The sequence below is a fragment of the Myxococcus sp. CA033 genome, assembly GCF_013336625.1.
Taxonomy (GTDB): Bacteria; Myxococcota; Myxococcia; order Myxococcales; family Myxococcaceae; genus Myxococcus; species Myxococcus llanfairpwllgwyngyllgogerychwyrndrobwllllantysiliogogogochensis.
The window spans coordinates 104,763-120,922 of the sequence record NZ_JABUMU010000026.1; the positions used below are offsets into that span (position 1 = coordinate 104,763).

Consider the following 16,160-nt stretch of genomic DNA (forward strand, 5'->3'; position numbering starts at 1 on the left):
TCATGGCCCACGAACACCCGTCCCTCTCCCAGATGATTCTCGACCGGGCGCGAACGTCGCCGCAGTGCGTCGCATTCCGTGTACGCCGGGGCGAGGCCTATGTCGACGTCCCCTGGTCGGAGTTGCCAGCGCGCATCGAAGCCATCGCGGCGGGGTTGTTGAGCGCCGGTCCGGTGGATGATGGCGCGTGCATCACCATCGTCGGAAACACCACGATGGAGTCGTGTCTCGTCGACTTCGCCGCCCTGAGCGTCGGTCTCAAGACGGTGCCCGTCTACGCGAGCCTGTTGCCCGAAGAGGTGGGCTACATGCACGTGGACACCGCGGCACAGCTCATCGTCGTGGACGACGGGAGTCAGCTCGACAAGGTGCGAGCCTTTCGCAAGGGCTTCACGTTCTTCGACAGGCGCTACTCGCCGGACGAACTCGGTGCCCGAGCGAAGGTGGTGGTCCTCCATCCGGCCGGGCTTGCTCCCGCGGATGATTGGGAGAGCCTGGAGAGCCTGGAGGCCCGGGGTCGCGCCCGACGCGCGGCGCTGGAGGGTGAGATGCGCCGACGAGCGTCGCTGATTCGACGCGAGCACGTCGCGACCTTCACCTATACCTCGGGAACCACCGGAGCCCCGAAGGCGGTGATTCAAACCCACGACAACATGTTGGCGATGCTCGAAGACGTCGCGGACGCGGGGCTGTTGGATGACAACGTGCTCAAGCACGGCTTGTTTCTATTCCTCCCCGCCGCGCACTCCTTCGGACGCATGGTGGAGTTCGCGGGTCCGTTCTTCGGCGCGCCGCTGGTCATGTCGTCGGTGCCCACGCTGGCAGCGGACCTTGTCGCCGCGCGCCCGGGGTTCTTCCCGGCGGCGCCCCGTGTCTTCGAGAAGATGATGGCGAAGGTCACCAGCGCCATCGAGAGCGAGCACGGCCTGCGACGATGGCTTCTGGAATGGGCCCTGCGCGTGGGTCATCAAGTCGCGACCCAGGGCGCCGCCGGCAAGCCGCTGCCGGTGTTGCTCGCGGCTCAGCGGAGATTGGCGGAACGCCTCGTGTTGGCGAAGCTGCGCGCACGGCTGGGGTTGGACAACGCCTCCGTTCTCCTCTCGGGAGCCGCCGCGCTTCGCGTCGATGTGCAGATGTTCTTTCTCTCCCTGGGGCTGACCGTCCTGGAAGCCTACGGACTGACGGAGACGTGCCCTGGGTTGACGGTCAATCGCAAGGAGGACGTGCGTCCAGGGACCGTTGGAAGGCCGTTCAAGCGATGCGAGCTCAAGCTGGGGTCGGATGGTGAGCTCCTGGCTCGCGGGCCGAACATCTCCCGGGGGTACTTGAATCGTCCGGATGCAACGGGTGATGCCTTCGATGATGAAGGGTGGTTCCGGACGGGAGATCTCGGCTCCATCGATGCGGAGGGCTTCGTTCGGATTACCGGGCGGAAGAAGGAGCTGATCAAGACGAGCGGTGGCAAATACGTCGCGCCGCTGAAAATCGAGGCCCAGCTCAAGCGAAACCCGCTCGTCCAGGAGGCCGTCGTCATGGGTGAGGGGCGGAATTACTGTACGGCCTTGTTCGCGCTCGACACGGAGATCCTCGCCGTGGTGGCTCGACGCGAGGGCATTCCGGCGGACCCCACGCACCCGCGAATCACCAGCGTCCTGCAGACCCTGGTCGCGGAGACGAACTCGAACCTGGCGTCCTTCGAGCGCATCAAGACGTTCCGCGTGTCGCCCGGTCCGTTCACGGTGGACGGTGACGAGCTCACGGCGTCGCTGAAGGTCAAGCGCCACGCCGTCGCACGGAAATACGCGGCGTTGATTGAGTCGATGTACGAGGCGGGGCCTTCCCAGATTCCGGTCGCTGCATCCTGAGGAGGCCGAGGACGCGTCAAGGACCGGGACGCGCGACTCACCCGCAACCATTTGGAATCACATGGCTTTCGAAAAAATCGTGGGCCATGTCGATCTGCCGCGCGGAGACTCGTCGCCAGGTTGAAGGGCGGGAACACTCCTGCCTTCGAACCAGGAGACGAACATGCGCGTGATGGTGGTCGTGAAGGCGAGCCCGAATTCCGAGAAGGGCATCATGCCGAAGGAAGAGATGCTCGCGGCGATGGGCCAGTACAACGAGGAACTGGTGAAGGCGGGAATCATGCTCGCCGGCGAAGGCCTCCACCCCAGCAGCAAGGGCAAGCGGCTGGTCTTCCAGGACGGCAAGAAGCCAAGCGTCGTCGATGGCCCCTTCACCGAGACCAAGGAGCTGATTGCCGGCTACTGGCTGTGGCAGGTGCGGTCGATGGAGGAGGCGGTCGAGTGGGCGCGCCGCTGCCCGAACCCGATGCCGGGTGAGGAGGGCGTGCTCGAGATTCGTCCGGTGTTCGAGGCGGAGGACTTCGGACAGGAGTTCACGCCCGAGCTGCGCGCGCAGGAGGATCGCCTCCGCGAGGAGCTGGAGCGAAAGCAGCAGGGGAAGTAGCCCCACCCCCTCGGCGAGCAGGAGTCCGTCACCTGCTGGTGGCGCCGCGCGCCCACCACGAGGAGACCGCCACCTGGAGCGTCATCTACAGATGCTCCGTGGCGGAGGTTTCGTGAGGTCCCAGGTGTCATAGCCGGGCGGCTTGGGAAGGGTCGTGAAGGACAGCGGGATGTCGAGCTCCCTCCCAGGCTCGTACTGCACGAACCCGTCGCGGTAGCGGCGGAGGAGGAAGAGCTGGTGGCTCATGAGGAGCGGGCCAGACTCGTCCAGGGGGATGCCATCCACGTCATAGAGCCGGGGCGCGTCCTTGGGACAGCAGATGTCGTGGCGCACTCCATTCCCTGGCCAGGGAGGAACGCGGAGCTCCAGTCCTGGTAGAAGACGGGCGTGCCGCGAGAGAAGAGATGGCTCGGCCATGCGATGGTAGGCCCGCGATGGCTGGCGTACTGGGGAACCATTGGCCCCACCCAGGAGCATGCGCATCACGCGTTCCAGCTCATCCGCGCCACCGAAGAACCGCTCCCACTCGTGGATGCGCAGGGGTGCCGCACGGAGGGACAGGTGGCCGTCATTCCTCCGGACACCCCCCATCGCATCGAGCGAGGGACAGCGCGTGCGTTGCTCGTCTTCGTGGACCCGGACGACCGGAGAGGTCGCGGGTTGCGGCGGCTCGAGGTGGGCGAGTCCTCCGCGGCGTGGATTCAGACGGGGACGCCACTGCTTCGCGTCCCCCTCCCCACCGAGTCGGTGCGCGCGGAAGACTGGACGCGACTCGTGGAGGCGCTGCTGGCTCAGCTCGTGGGCGAGGAGACCTCTCCCGGTCCGGTACACCCGGCCATCAAGCGCCTCATTGAACTTCTCCCGAGCCGCATCGAGGCGGGCGATGTGAGCCAGAGCGCGCTTGCACGGGAGGTAGGACTGTCCGCCAGCCGGTTGGGACATCTCTTCTCCACCAGCGTGGGCATCCCGTTGCGTCCCTACATCCTCTGGCTTCGCCTCCGCCGGGCCACCGAAGCCTTCCAAGGCGGCGCCACCCTCACGCAGGCAGCCCACGTCGCGGGCTTCACGGACAGCTCACACCTCAGCAACACATTCCACCGCATGTTCGGACTGGCCCCCTCGGAGATCGCGCGGGGCATCGGGTGGGTGAGCGAGCCGCTCGCGCCCATCAAGTAGCCAGTTCTTCCAAGTCAGCGGAGGTGCGGCGATGCCACCCTCCTCCCATGCTGACAACTCCCCTCGAAGCCTCTTCAACATCCCCGGCGCGCCAGGCGCTCCGCGTGGGCTACCCGCTCTTCATGCTCCTGGGTGTCAATGGCGCGGCCCTGGCCCTGGCCCACGGCGGTGCCTCGAAGGCGTGGCTTGGCGGCCTCCTCCTGGCAGCCATTGGAGCCTCCTTCCTGGCGGAGCGCGCCATCCCCTACGAGCCCGACTGGAATCGTTCTCATGGAGACGTCGGTCGAGACCTCCTCCACTTCCTCGTCAACGAAGCCTCCAATGTCCTGGCCGTGCTCGCGCTGCCCTTTCTTTCAGGCTGGGTGCGTCTGCACGACGCGTGGCCTCATGCGTGGCCGTTCGTCCTCCAGGTCCTCTTCGCCGTGCTCGTCTTCGACTTCGGCGTCACCTTGACGCACTGGCTGAGCCACCGCGTGCCGGCGCTCTGGAGATTCCACGCCGTGCATCACTCCGTGAAGCGCTTCTACGGCTTCAACGGGCTGATGAAGCATCCGCTCCACCAGGCATTGGAGCTGACGGTGGGCGTGGCGCCACTGCTGCTCATCGGGCTTCCTTCGAGCGTCGCGACAGCGCTCGCCGCACTCACGGTCGTGCAGCTCCTGATGCAGCACTCGAACGCGGATTACACGGTGGGGCGGCTGAAGTACGTGCTGGCCCTCAATGCGGGACACCGCTTCCACCACCTCAAGTGGGGAGGCGTCGGCGACGTCAACTTCGGTCTGTTCACCCATCTCTGGGACACCCTGTTGGGCACGTGGTTCTACACACCCGAGCGGCGGTTCTCCTCGGACGACCTCGGCATCGCCAAGGAACCGGACTTCCCTGTGGGCTATCGGGCACAGCTCCTCAAGCCCTTCCAGGGCAAGTGAGCACCCCGCGGGTGCGTTCAGCACCGCGGCTCGCGCGGCGGCAAGGGCAGTCGCCGTTTCGAACAGCATGGTGGGTTAGCATGTCCAGCCGAGCGCGAGGCAATGCTCGACTTGAGAGGGAATATGACGCGAGCCATGTGGAGCATGCTGCTGGGAGGAAGCTGTGCGCTGCTGGGGGCCTGTGGTGACGAGCCGGGCGCCGAAAAGGATGCGAAGGCAACCCAGTACGCCATTCAGGTGCATGTCCCCCTGGCGACAGACCCCTGCGGCGTCGTGACGGCGACTGCATCCGTGATGGGGCCGGTTCGCAACATCGCCCCCGTGCCCATCGAGGTGGTGAACGACGCCATTCAGGGGGCCATCATGGATGTCCCCGTGGGGCGGCAGCATCAGGTGTTCGTGAAGGCATATACCGACAGCGGCCTGGAAGCGTACTCGGGCGTCTCGACCGTGGACGTCAATGAAGCAGGGGCTGGGTTCGGAGGCGCGAGCATCTTCATGTTCAGCCGCGGTGAAAACTGCCCGGCTGGAGGTACGGAGGGCATCCGCATCATCGGCAGCCTGGAATCGGTCGTCGTCGATTCGTCAGGCAGCCCGTTGGCGCCAGCCCCCCAATTCATTCCCTGACATGAATGGAAGCGGCGCACCCGCACCTCCGCCCGTTCACCTACCCTCGAACTTTATGCCTGTCAGTCGCTCTGGGCCCCATGCCACTCCCGGCAAACAGTCTTTCAATGTAAATCAGGACAGCACCATCAACGTTCGCGCAGCCCCAGGGGCCGCGTGAGGCTGTTCAACCGGGAGAGGTCGCGATGCCATCACAGGTGAGAACGAGTGTAGGAGCGTGGTGCCCCAGGCCGCTCTTCGTCGTGTGGGCGGTCTTCTCCCTCGTCGTGGGCTGCTCGATGCCGTCGACGCCGGAGCCCTCAGAGCTGGCGAGCGCTCGCGCGGGCGCGGTCATTCAAGACGCCAACTTCGCCGACTCCGTCTTCGTCAGTGGCCTCCAGGGGCCCACCACCATGACCTTCGCGCCCGACGGGCGCCTGTTCGTCTCGGAGAAGAACGGCTCGCTGCGCATCGTCCAGAACGGCCAGCTCCTGGCGACTCCGTTCCTGACGCTCGCCGTGGACACCGGCAACGAGCGGGGACTGATGGGCGTCGCGTTCGACCCCAACTTCGAAAACAACCATTACCTGTATGTCTATTACACGTCGGTCGCCGGCAGCATTCACAATCGCGTCAGCCGCTTCACCGCCAACGGCAATGTGGCGGTTGCCGGAAGTGAGCTGGTGCTCGCCGACCTTCCGACGCTCGACGCCGCCAACCACAACGGCGGGGCGGTTCGCTTCGGACTCGACGGCAAGCTCTACGTTTCGGTCGGCGAAAACGCGGTCTCCTCCAACTCGCAGAGCCTGAACACGCCGCTTGGAAAGCTGCTGCGGTTCAACTCGGACGGGAGCATTCCCACGGACAATCCGTTCTATGCGACGGCCACCGGGCTCGCCAAGGCGACCTGGGCGATGGGGCTGCGCAATCCCTTCACCTTCGACGTCCAGCCCGGCACCGGGACGCTGTTCATCAACGACGTGGGCGAAGGCGGCTGGGAAGAAATCAACCGCGGTCAGGCCGGTGCCAACTATGGCTGGCCGATGACGGAAGGCTATTTCACCAACCGCCCGGGGCTCACACAGCCGTTCTTCGCGTACCCGCATGGCTCCGGCACGGCCTCGGGCAACTGCATCGCGGGCGGAGCCTTCTACAACCCACCGGTTTCCGCGTTCCCCAGCGCGTACGTCGGCCAATACTTCTTCGCGGACTACACCAACAATTGGATATCGCGCATCGACCCGAACACCGGCGCGAATTCGCTGTTCGCGACGGCCGTCTCGGGGCCCGTGGACCTCGATGTCGGGCCCGACGGCGCGCTCTACTATCTGGCGCGCGGCACGGGCCAGGTGGGTCGCATCGCCTACACGGCTTCGCTGCCGCCGAGCATCGCGCAGCCACCGGAGAGCACTTTGGTCTCGGTCGGCGGTCCGGCGACCTTCACTGTGTCCGCGAGCGGCGAGCTACCTCTCACCTATCAGTGGCAGCGCAACGGCGGGAACATCGCCGGCGCGACCTCGACGAGCTACGTGCTGAACGCCGCGCAGCTCGCCGACAGCGGCGCGCGCTTCCGGGTGGTCGTGACCAACGGGCTCGGTTCAATCACCAGCGCCGAGGCGGTGCTGACGGTGACGTCCAACAAGCCGCCGGTGGCCACCATCGCGACTCCGGCCGCGGGCGCGACCTATATCGCGGCCACCCCCATGGTGTTCTCCGGCTCGGCCAGCGACTTGGAGGATGGCGCGCTGCCGCCGAGCGCGATGACCTGGAACATCACCTTCCATCACGATACCCACACGCATCCCGCCATGGCCGATACGACCGGCATCGCGAGCGGGAGCTGGCCCATCCCCAGCATCGGCGAGAGCTCCGCCAACGTCTGGTATCGCCTGCGGCTCACGGTGCGCGACTCGATTGGCCTCACCCACACGACGTATCGCGACGTCCACCCCGTCACGGTGCCGCTCCAGGTGACCAGCGTGCCAGGGGGGCTGCAGGTGCTGATGGACGGGCGGCCGTTCGCGGCGCCGCACGCCACGACCGGCGTGGTCGGCGTCGTCCGCTCGGTGGGCGTGGACTCGCCGCAGTACGCGAACGGACGATTCTGGGCGTTCTCGTCATGGTCGGACGGCGGCGCGCAATCACACACCTTCACCACGCCTGGGAGCGCCGCCACCTACACGGCCACGTTCGTCGAGACCTCGGGCGGGAGCTGCTACCAGATTCAAAGCGAGCGCTCCGACAAGTGGCTCATCGTCGACACCGCCGGCAAGGTCGTCGCCGGCAGCGCGACGCAAGCAGGCGGGCAGATCTTCCAGCTCGTTCCAACCGGCACCCGGTACAAGCTCAAGGGCTCGGGCGACGCGTTCCTGGCGGTGGTGACGAACCAGCTCGCGATGAGCGCCAACTTCTCCAGCGGAGAGTCGTTCACGCAGCTCCCCTGCGGCTATGGCGGGCGCAATCGTGTCGGCTTCCAGGCCTCGGCGGGGAGCGCGCCCCATTGGAAGGAGACCACGCCGGACGGGCCCATCCAGAGCGGTGACGGCGGCAATGGCGGCGCCTGCAACGCGGGTGATGGTGGCGCCTGGGAGGGCTTCTACCTGGAACCGGTGACCTGCCCGGATGGCAGCAGCGGACCCGTGTGCGGCAACGGCACCGTCGAGAGCGGCGAGCAATGCGACGACGGCAACACCCAGTCGGGCGATGGCTGCGATGCGGCATGCCGCACCGAGACCAGCGGCGGCGCGGGCTGCTTCCGCATCCAGAGCGAGCGCAGCGACAAGTGGCTCACCGTCGACGGCGCTGGAAAGGTGGCCGCCCTCGGCACGACGCAGGCCAGTGGCGAAGTCTTCGAACTCGTCACGAGCGGCGCGAAATACAAGCTCAAGGGAGCCAGCGGCGCGTTCCTGGCGGTGGTCACGGACCAGCTCACCGCCAGCGCCACGCTCACCACGGCAGAGCCGTTCACTCGCCACGACTGCGGCATCCACGGCGGCCGCAATCGATATGGCTTCGAGGCGTCGACAGGCACCGCGCGCAACTGGAAGGAAGTCACCACGGGCGCTCCCATCCAGAGTGGCAATGGCGGCAACGGGGGCATCTGCAATCCCACCGACGGTGGCTCGTGGGAAGCCTTCTACCTCGAGCCCGCGACCTGCCCCGCGGCGCTACGCTGAAGTGTCGACGACAGGAACGAACGCAGGGCCATGCGGAGGCCCCAGGGGAGCAGCCACAGCGAGCATCTGACCGTCACCAGCTTTGCCTCCTCCCCCTGCCCCCCCCACCTTCATGACGTCCAGGAGCCAGTCGCCCACGGCGCGGGGGAGACGTCATGAAGAAGAAGAAGAAACCGAACATTCTCGTCATCTGGGGAGACGACATCGGGTGGTTCAATCCCAGTTGCTACCACCAAGGGGCGATGGGCTACCGCACCCCGAACATCGACCGCATCGCGAAGGAGGGCGCGCGCTTCACCGACTGGTATGGACAGCAGAGCTGTACGGCGGGCCGCGCGGCCTTCATCACCGGTCAGTCCCCCATTCGCACGGGCCTCACCAAGGTGGGGCTGCCCGGCGCGAAGCTGGGGCTCCAGGCCGAGGACCCGACCATCGCGGACCTCCTCAAGCCGCAGGGCTACGCCACCGGCCAGTTCGGCAAGAACCACCTGGGCGACCGCGACGAGTACCTGCCCACGATGCACGGCTTCGACGAGTTCTTCGGCAACCTCTACCATCTCAACGCGGAGGAGGAGCCGGAGAACTCGGACTACCCCAAGGACCCAAGCTTCCGTCAGCGCTATGGGCCGCGCGGCGTGCTGCACTGCTTCGCCAACCCCGACGGCACTCAGCGCATCGAGGACACGGGGCCGCTGACGAAGAAGCGCATGGAGACGGTGGACGAGGAGTTCGTGGAAGCCACGCTGGGCTTCATGGACCGGGCCCATGCGGACGACAAGCCCTTCTTCATCTGGTTCAACTCCACGCGCATGCACGTCTTCACGCACCTGAAGAAGGAGTCCCAGGGCGTCACCGGGTTGGGGCTCTACCCGGATGGCATGGTGGAGCATGACGGGCACGTCGGCAGGCTGCTCGACAAGCTGGACCAGCTCGGCATCGCTGACGACACCCTCGTCATCTATTCGACCGACAACGGCGCGGAGGTGATGAGCTGGCCGGATGGCGGCAGCACCCCGTTCCGCGGCGAGAAGGACACCAACTGGGAAGGTGGCTGGCGAGTCCCCTGCGTCATCCGCTGGCCGGGGGTCATCGAGCCGGGGACCGTGTCGAACGAGATGTTCTCGCACACCGACCTGCTGCCCACGCTGCTCGCGGCGGCTGGCGAGGGCGACATCGTCAAGAAGCTGGAGCGCGGCCACACGGCTGGCGGCAAGACGTTCAACGTCCATATCGACGGCTACAACCTGCTGCCCTTCCTCAAGGGCGAGGTGAAGGAGAACCCACGTCGCGGCTTCTTCTACTGGAGCGACGACGGGGACCTGATGGCGCTGCGCGTTGGCGCCTGGAAGGTCGTCTTCATGGAGCAGCGAGCCCACGGTTTGAGCGTCTGGCGAGAGCCGCTCGCGGAGCTGCGCATCCCGAAGCTCTTCAACCTCCGGAGCGACCCCTTCGAACGGGCCGACACCGACGCCTCCATGTACTACGACCGCTGGTTCGCCGAGCGCGGGTTCGCCCTGGTTCCCGCGCAAGAGATTGTCGGCGAGTTCCTGAAGACCTTCGAGCGGTTCCCGCCCCGTCAGCGCCCCGCGAGCTTCAGCATCGACCAGGCACTGGAGCGCGCCCGCGACAAACACGAGAGGCTCGCCGTCGCGGCACCCTCCGACGAGGCACCCTCCGCGGAGCAGCCCGCGGTCCACTGAACTCCCGGCGCGGAGGCGCACTCACGCCTCCGCGCCGGAGGCCTTGAACGTGCGACGTTGACCATGGCCGGAACCCGCGCGGGCCTCGCCCCCGATTCAATTGAAGCTCGGGGTGCTCGCTCGCATATTCGGGTCCGAACTCCGAACCTGGATGAGTCGCCTCCAGGTCTCCTCCAGGTGAACCATGGGACAGACCGCTGAACCCTCGAAGACGTCGCCGCTGGTCCTGACGAATCCCAAGGGACTGTTCGACCCGGCGCCCTACGGCTTCTCGCATGTGGCGCAGGTGGCGCCCGGCACCCGGCTCATCTACCTGGCGGGGCAAGGTGGGGAGCGTGAGACCGGGGCCCTCGAGCCCGACTTCCGTCTCCAGGTGCGACAGGCGTTCCAGAATGTCCGCACCGCCCTGGAGTCCGTGGGGGCCGGCGTCGGCGATGTCGCCAAGCTCACGATGCTCGTGGTGGACCACACGGAGGAGAAGCTCAGGATCATCGGCCCCGAGCTGGACGCGGCCTGGAGCGGCGGCATGAAGCCGACCTGTACGCTCATTCCCGTTCCTCGGCTGGCGCTGGACGGGATGCTCTTCGAAGTCGAAGCGGTCGCTGTCCTGCGTGCCTGACCGCTCGCACGGAGCCGAAGTGCGGCTCAATCACAGTCTGGTGTAGAATGGAGGGGTGCTCCGTCTCCGCCCCTATCGCGATGTGGCCGACCACGAGGCCATGGCCCGCCTCGTGGTTCAGGCCTGGGCGGAGCGCGGCCCCCATGTGGAGTGCGCGGTGGGGGACCTGACCTGGCGCCTCTTGCGCAACGCACAGGTGCTGCCACGGGAGGACATCTCCCTCTGGGAGCGCGCGCCCGGGCAGCTCGCTGGCTTCGCGTGGGCCTATGGCAACGGCGACGTGGACCTGCTCGTCCACCCACTCGAGCACGCGGACGCCTTCGCGGTGGACGTGCTGCCCTGGGTGCGCGCGCGCCACGGGCGCACCCCGCAGCCAGCCACCCTGTGGGCGCTGGAGAGCAATGGCCCGCTGCTCGCGGCGCTGCGGAGGCTGGGATTGCGCACCACGGGCGGATGTTATCTGCACCTCGCGCTGCCGCTGCACGCGCTGCCTCCCTCGCCGCCTCCGCTGCCCGAGGGCTATCGGGTGCGCGCGATGCGGGGCCCCGAGGAGGTGGCCGCGCGAGCCCTCGTGCACCGGCGCGGCTTCGGCACCGAGCGGGTGACGACGGAGGTGTACGCACGCCTCGTGGAGGCACCGCGCTACCAGCCCGCGTTGGACCTCGTCGTCGAGGCGCCCGACGGCAGCCTCGCGGCCTGCGCGCTGGGCTGGCTCGACGAGGCCAACGCGGTAGGCGAGTTCGAGCCGGTGGCATGCGCCCCAGAGCACCGGCGACGCGGGCTCGGGCGTGCGCTCCTTCACGAGGGGCTCGGGCGCATGCGCGGGCTGGGGGCCAGGCAGGCCGTTGTGTACGCCTTCGAGGGCAACCCCGTCTCTGTCGCCCTCTACCAGTCCTCGGGATTCACCGTGGTGGACCGCAACCTCGGCCACACCCTGGAGTCCCCATGAACTCTCGCCTCCTACGTCGCTGCCACCCTCCCCGTTGACGCGGGCAATCTCGCGCACTTGAGTGCCCCTCCAAGGCTTGCTGCCTCATGGACGGCCAGCGGGACTCCGGGCGCAACCCAACCGCTCACGGAGTTCGCGCAGCCGGTCGCGCGCCACGGAGAGCACCGTCCCGTCCTTCAGGTGCACGCGCGCGTCGCCGTAGCCCCCCAGGACCTCCACAATCGCATCGAGATGGACGAGCGTGGCGCGGTGGATGCGCAGCCAACGCGTCGGGTCGAGTCGGCGTTCGAGCTCCGCGAGCGACATGTCCACCACATCGGTGCGCCCGGCACGCGCCACGTAGACGAGCCGGTCCTCGGCATACAGGTGCGTGGCGTCCGCGAGCTCCACCACACGCACGCGGGTGCCCGTCCTGGAGGTGAGCCGCGACAGCGGCGTGGGGGGCTGGAGCGCCGCCTCCAACGCACGCAGCCGCTCCTGCGCGAGCAGGGGGTGCATGCGCGCGAGCTTGTCCAGCGCACGCGTGAGGCCTCGCGCGTCCACCGGCTTGAGCAGGTAGTCCACGGAACTCACCTCGAAGGCCTGCAGCGCGTACGTGTCGAAGGCGGTGGTGAACACCACGGGCGGCGGCATGGGGAGCGCCCGCACCAGCTCGAAGCCGCTCATGCCCGGCATCGACACATCCACGAAGAGGGCGTCCGGGGGCTCGGCGCGCAGTGCCTCCGCGGCCTCCACCGGGTCGGTGTACGTGGACACCACCGTCACACGCCCCGTTTCCTCGAGCATGCGAGCGAGGCGCCGCAGCGCGAGCGGCTCGTCATCCACCAGCACGGCGCGAAGGAGCCCTGGTGCACTCATGCGGCCTCCGTGCGTGGAAGCCACACCCGCACGCACGCGCCGACACCGCCCTCGCCCCGCGCAATGGACAGGCCCGCGTCCTCCGCCCCGTAGGAGGACACCAGTCGCCGCGTCAGCATGTCGAGCCCGTGCCCTGGAGGCGGCGGCCCTTCGATACCAGGGCCGTCGTCCCGCACCTCCAGGTACACGCGGCCGGCATCCGCGCGCACCGACACCCGGACCTCGCCACCCTCGCGCCTCGGGGACACGGCGTACTTCACGGCGTTCTCCACCAGCGTCTGCACCGCGAAGGGAGGCACCGCGAACCTTTCGAGGCCCGGCTGCACGTCAAGCGAGCAGCGCAGCCGCGCGCCCAGTCGCACCCGCTCGAGTTCCAGATAGTCGGACACCAGGTCCAGCTCGCGCAGCAGCGGTACATGGCGCCCCGCCCCCGCATCCAGCGAGGAGCGCAGCACGGACGCCAGTCGCTCCACCATGGCCTCCGCGGCGCGCGGGTCCTCGCGCACCAGCGTGGCGATGGAGTTGAGGGTGTTGAAGAGGAAGTGTGGCTGCAGGCGCGCGGACAGCGAGTCGAAGCGCGCCTCGGCCTCCAGCCACTCGGCACGCTCGCGCAGCGCCTCCGCCTCGCGCACGCGCGCATCCCGCCCGTGGATGCGGCCCGCCATTCGGGAATACACGAACGTGCACACCCCCGCGGGCAGGCTCAGCACCAGGCCGATGCCACCGTCGACGAACAGATGCTGCCGGAGCTCCGAGGTGGGAAAGGCGCCCAGGCCCGCGAGCGTCACGGTCGCCACCGTCATCATCACGGCCGTGATGACCGCGCACGCGGCCAGGCACTTGAGCAGGGCGGGCACGGGCGGGCCGTGCATGGCGCGCCGGCCCACCGTGGGCATCACCCTCATCGACGGGAAGCCGATGCAGATGCCGTAGAAGGCGCTGAGCGCGAAGATGCGCATGACCTCCGCGGGCGGAGTGGGCGCGGGGAGTATCACGAACGCCGTGACGAGCGCCGCGAGCAGCAGCGTGCAGCCCGCGAACAGCGCCCAGCGCACCCCGGGTTTCATTTCGCGCGCCGCACCGTCATCTCGAGGAACTGACCGAATGTCTTGCCCCCATCGAGCGAGAGTTCTCCCTTTTCAACCCACACCCCGTCGCGCACGTCCAGCGTGAAGCGGACGCGGCCCTGAGGCATGTCGAAGCCCCACTGGAACACCCCATCGCCCAGCAGCTTCATTTCGGTGTCCACGACGCCGCCGCCGAGCCGGTATGCACTGAAGCGCACGCGGCCAGCGGCCTCATCCCAGGAGAGTACTCCGAGCGCCTGGTGCGTGGGGACCTCGGGGGCCGTGGGGCTCGCTCGGCTGGTGCCCAGTCCCTCCACCACGAGCACGGTTCCGTCGAGGTGCGGCTGCACGGTCTCCTTCAGTTGGAACGTCTTGCGGCCGCCCGCATGAGGGCCCATGTCGACCCATCCGTCTCCCCGCCAGTTCCCCACCAGGACCTGGAGCGGCGCAAGCTTCTCGCGGTGCCGGGCGGCCGCTTCCGCGGCGGAGGGTGGCTGTCTCGGCCGCACAGGAGGCGTGGGCTCCGCGGCGAGGACAGGGGCGGCCAGTGTGAGCGCGAGGGCGACGAGGAGGTTGCTGGCGTGCATGAGAGGTACTCCCGTTCGTGGGTGCCTTCCGGTCCTAGTTCAGGGGCACTCGCCGGGCGCGCGGGTTCCGACGAGAGGTCGGACTTCAGGGACGAGGGGTTCATCGGCACCCGAGCGGGGGCCACGCCGGTGTCGTTGGTTCCCCGTGACTTCGCGCAAGGACACACTGACCGTAAAAGCAGATGTATTACGAGGTGTCCGGCAAGGGCGACCCGCTGATTGTCCTGCACGGCGCCTACATGAACATCCCGACGATGGGCGCCATCATCCCCAAGCTCGCGAAGACCCATCGGGTCTATGCGCTCGAGTTTCAGGGACACGGCCGCACCACCGACATCGACCGGCCCATCACCTACCCCCACCTGGCGGATGACATCGCGGCGTTCATGGACGCGGTGGGACTCAAGAAGGCGGACGTGTTCGGCTACTCCATGGGAGCGGCCGCCGGGCTGCAGTTCGCCATCCGCCATCCGGAGAAGGTGAACAAGCTGGCCGCCGCTTCGGTCGCCTACGATGTCGAGGGCTGGCAGCCCGAGTTCAAGGAGTTCATCCCGCAGCCGTTCGCGAAGGACTACCGGAAGCTCGCCGCCAACCCCGAAGGATTTCCGGAGCTGGTCCGGAAGCTGATTGCGCTCGAGAAGGAGCCGATGGCGTGGGGGGAGCAGGTGAAGTCGCTGAAGACTCCGGTGCTCATCATCACCGGAGATGCCGACGTCTCGACCCTGGAGCATTCGGTCGCCCTGTTCCGGCTCCTCGGTGGTGGAGGCGCGGGCGACATGGGCAAGCCGCTGTCGCCCTCGCGCCTCGCGGTCCTGCCGGCGACGTCACACACCGCGGTCATCACGCAAACGGAGCTGTTGCACGCCTTCATCGAGCCCTTCCTGAAGGGCATCACGCCGAAGGGGATGTTCGAGGCTCCTTAAGCCGGTGCCTCGAACCTCTCTCCCTGTCACCGCGTGAATGACGGGGAGGCTTCCGCCTCAGGACGGCTCAACGGCGGACGAGGAGTCGCAGACCGCCCATGAACCAGGAATGGAAGCGGGCATCCTGTCCGTCGTACCTGGCCAGGGTCCCCGTCACGTAGGGGCCGAACCACACGGGCCCCGCGACGTTGAAATCGATGCCCCCCTGAAGGTTGCCCACCTCGAAGCCTTCCAGGCGGCCATGCGACGAGGTCGGTTCGAGTTCTCCGGTCATGACGGAGGGCACCTGGTCGGCATCGAGGACGTCGTAGCCAACGCCCAGGCCCACCCACGGGCTGAGCTTCTCCGACCAGGGGTGGTGGTAGCTCAGGTTGAGGCCGATTCGCATGGCGCTCGCACCGCAGTCCCCCTGGCACTCGCTGACGGCGAGCCCCACCGCGTACTGGAACGAGGCGCCCACGTAGAAGTGGGAGCCCAGGAACGTCCCCACGTCGAGCTGCGCGGGGACGATGCCCTTCACGATTTCGTCCAGGTAAATGTCGTAGTGGCTGTCCCCTCCCTTCGCGATGCCGATGGGAAGCCCGTAGCCGGCGCGAAGGCCGAAGGAGAGCTTCAGGTCCTCGGATTCGGCCTGGGCGACGGGTGCCCCTGCGAGGATGAGCGTGATGATGGCCCCGAACGTGACAACTGAGTTGCGCATGATGTCTTCCTCTCGCGGTGATGCGATGTGAATCACCGCCGGGCCCAGAGCGGGGTCGGCCTCCCTCGCCTGGCCCGACGAGGCGCCAGTGCAAGCGCGGTGCCTTCCCTGTTCTCCAGGTGACACCAGGATGGACCGCGAAGACAGCACGACTCGGGGACTCAGAATTTCGCGGTGACGCGCCAGGGAGGCCGTGCTCCAGGGGAGGCATGACTTGTGTGTCGCAGCCTGGATGAGGCGAGGAGGGTGATGCGGGGAGTGCTCAACTCGAAGGCCAGGTGGTTGCACGCGAAGCCAATGCCGTTGTGCAGCCCATTGGCATCCATGAACAGCTATTGCATCACCCCCGCCGCCTCCGCGGGCTCGCGCCCAAGCGTCGACCTCGCGGACCTCTACGCCGA

Annotated in this window: 15 protein-coding genes; 10 read left to right on the top strand and 5 right to left on the bottom strand. The window is 67.5% G+C overall.

Annotated features, from left to right (window positions below; genetic code table 11):
* Window positions 1–2: 2 nt before the first annotated feature.
* Together HUA78_RS38305 and HUA78_RS38310 are read left to right on the top strand one after the other, a co-directional pair.
* The gene (locus HUA78_RS38305; RefSeq protein WP_174478438.1) at window positions 3–1,865 is read left to right on the top strand and encodes a long-chain fatty acid--CoA ligase; all 1,863 of its coding nucleotides are present in this window, start codon (window positions 3–5) and stop codon (window positions 1,863–1,865) included.
* Window positions 1,866–2,028: 163 nt separating this feature from the next.
* Window positions 2,029–2,469, top strand: coding sequence for a YciI family protein (locus HUA78_RS38310; RefSeq protein WP_141647681.1), 441 nt, complete (start codon window positions 2,029–2,031; stop codon window positions 2,467–2,469).
* Between the two features lie 81 nt (window positions 2,470–2,550).
* On the opposite strand, the gene HUA78_RS38315 is transcribed toward HUA78_RS38310, so the two are convergent.
* The gene (locus HUA78_RS38315) at window positions 2,551–2,802 is read right to left on the bottom strand and encodes a hypothetical protein (RefSeq protein ID WP_174464106.1); all 252 of its coding nucleotides are present in this window, start codon (window positions 2,800–2,802) and stop codon (window positions 2,551–2,553) included.
* Between the two features lie 54 nt (window positions 2,803–2,856).
* On the opposite strand from HUA78_RS38315, the gene HUA78_RS38320 reads away from it, so the two are divergent.
* From HUA78_RS38320 to HUA78_RS38350, 7 genes are all read left to right on the top strand, one after another.
* Window positions 2,857–3,645, top strand: coding sequence for a helix-turn-helix domain-containing protein (locus HUA78_RS38320; RefSeq protein WP_371745760.1), 789 nt, complete (start codon window positions 2,857–2,859; stop codon window positions 3,643–3,645).
* Between the two features lie 47 nt (window positions 3,646–3,692).
* The gene (locus HUA78_RS38325) at window positions 3,693–4,574 is read left to right on the top strand and encodes a sterol desaturase family protein (RefSeq protein ID WP_141647685.1); all 882 of its coding nucleotides are present in this window, start codon (window positions 3,693–3,695) and stop codon (window positions 4,572–4,574) included.
* Window positions 4,575–4,697: 123 nt separating this feature from the next.
* Complete coding sequence (locus tag HUA78_RS38330) at window positions 4,698–5,201, top strand: hypothetical protein (protein WP_174467964.1); 504 nt, start codon at window positions 4,698–4,700, stop codon at window positions 5,199–5,201.
* A gap of 197 nt (window positions 5,202–5,398) precedes the next feature.
* Window positions 5,399–8,356 carry a PQQ-dependent sugar dehydrogenase gene (locus HUA78_RS38335; RefSeq protein WP_371745761.1) on the top strand — a complete coding sequence of 986 codons (2,958 nt, stop codon included), beginning with the start codon at window positions 5,399–5,401 and terminating at the stop codon, window positions 8,354–8,356.
* Window positions 8,357–8,511: 155 nt separating this feature from the next.
* Window positions 8,512–10,056: an arylsulfatase gene (locus HUA78_RS38340; RefSeq protein WP_174478440.1), complete on the top strand. Its 1,545-nt coding sequence runs from the start codon at window positions 8,512–8,514 to the stop codon at window positions 10,054–10,056.
* A 184-nt stretch (window positions 10,057–10,240) separates the two neighbouring features.
* Window positions 10,241–10,675, top strand: a complete 435-nt coding sequence (locus tag HUA78_RS38345) for a RidA family protein (protein ID WP_141647688.1) — start codon at window positions 10,241–10,243, stop codon at window positions 10,673–10,675.
* 55 nt (window positions 10,676–10,730) lie between these two features.
* Complete coding sequence (locus HUA78_RS38350) at window positions 10,731–11,624, top strand: GNAT family N-acetyltransferase (RefSeq protein ID WP_174478441.1); 894 nt, start codon at window positions 10,731–10,733, stop codon at window positions 11,622–11,624.
* Between the two features lie 84 nt (window positions 11,625–11,708).
* Here the strand turns inward: HUA78_RS38350 and HUA78_RS38355 are convergent, their stop codons facing one another.
* The 3 genes from HUA78_RS38355 to HUA78_RS38365 are packed head-to-tail and all read right to left on the bottom strand — an operon-like array spanning window position 11,709 to window position 14,136.
* Entirely contained in the window at window positions 11,709–12,482 is a 774-nt protein-coding gene (locus HUA78_RS38355) for a LytTR family DNA-binding domain-containing protein (RefSeq protein WP_174478442.1), read from the bottom strand.
* Complete coding sequence (locus HUA78_RS38360) at window positions 12,479–13,549, bottom strand: sensor histidine kinase (RefSeq protein WP_174458741.1); 1,071 nt, start codon at window positions 13,547–13,549, stop codon at window positions 12,479–12,481. Before HUA78_RS38360 ends, HUA78_RS38355 begins: the two co-directional genes overlap by 4 nt.
* Window positions 13,546–14,136: a hypothetical protein gene (locus HUA78_RS38365; RefSeq protein WP_174478443.1), complete on the bottom strand. Its 591-nt coding sequence runs from the start codon at window positions 14,134–14,136 to the stop codon at window positions 13,546–13,548. The genes HUA78_RS38360 and HUA78_RS38365 overlap by 4 nt, the downstream gene beginning before the upstream one ends.
* A gap of 182 nt (window positions 14,137–14,318) precedes the next feature.
* On the opposite strand from HUA78_RS38365, the gene HUA78_RS38370 reads away from it, so the two are divergent.
* Window positions 14,319–15,059, top strand: a complete 741-nt coding sequence (locus HUA78_RS38370; RefSeq protein WP_174478444.1) for an alpha/beta fold hydrolase — start codon at window positions 14,319–14,321, stop codon at window positions 15,057–15,059.
* Between the two features lie 67 nt (window positions 15,060–15,126).
* Here the strand turns inward: HUA78_RS38370 and HUA78_RS38375 are convergent, their stop codons facing one another.
* Window positions 15,127–15,759 (bottom strand): porin family protein, encoded by a 633-nt coding sequence (locus tag HUA78_RS38375; RefSeq protein WP_141646049.1) that lies wholly within the window; start codon window positions 15,757–15,759, stop codon window positions 15,127–15,129.
* Between the last annotated feature and the right edge of the window lie 401 nt (window positions 15,760–16,160).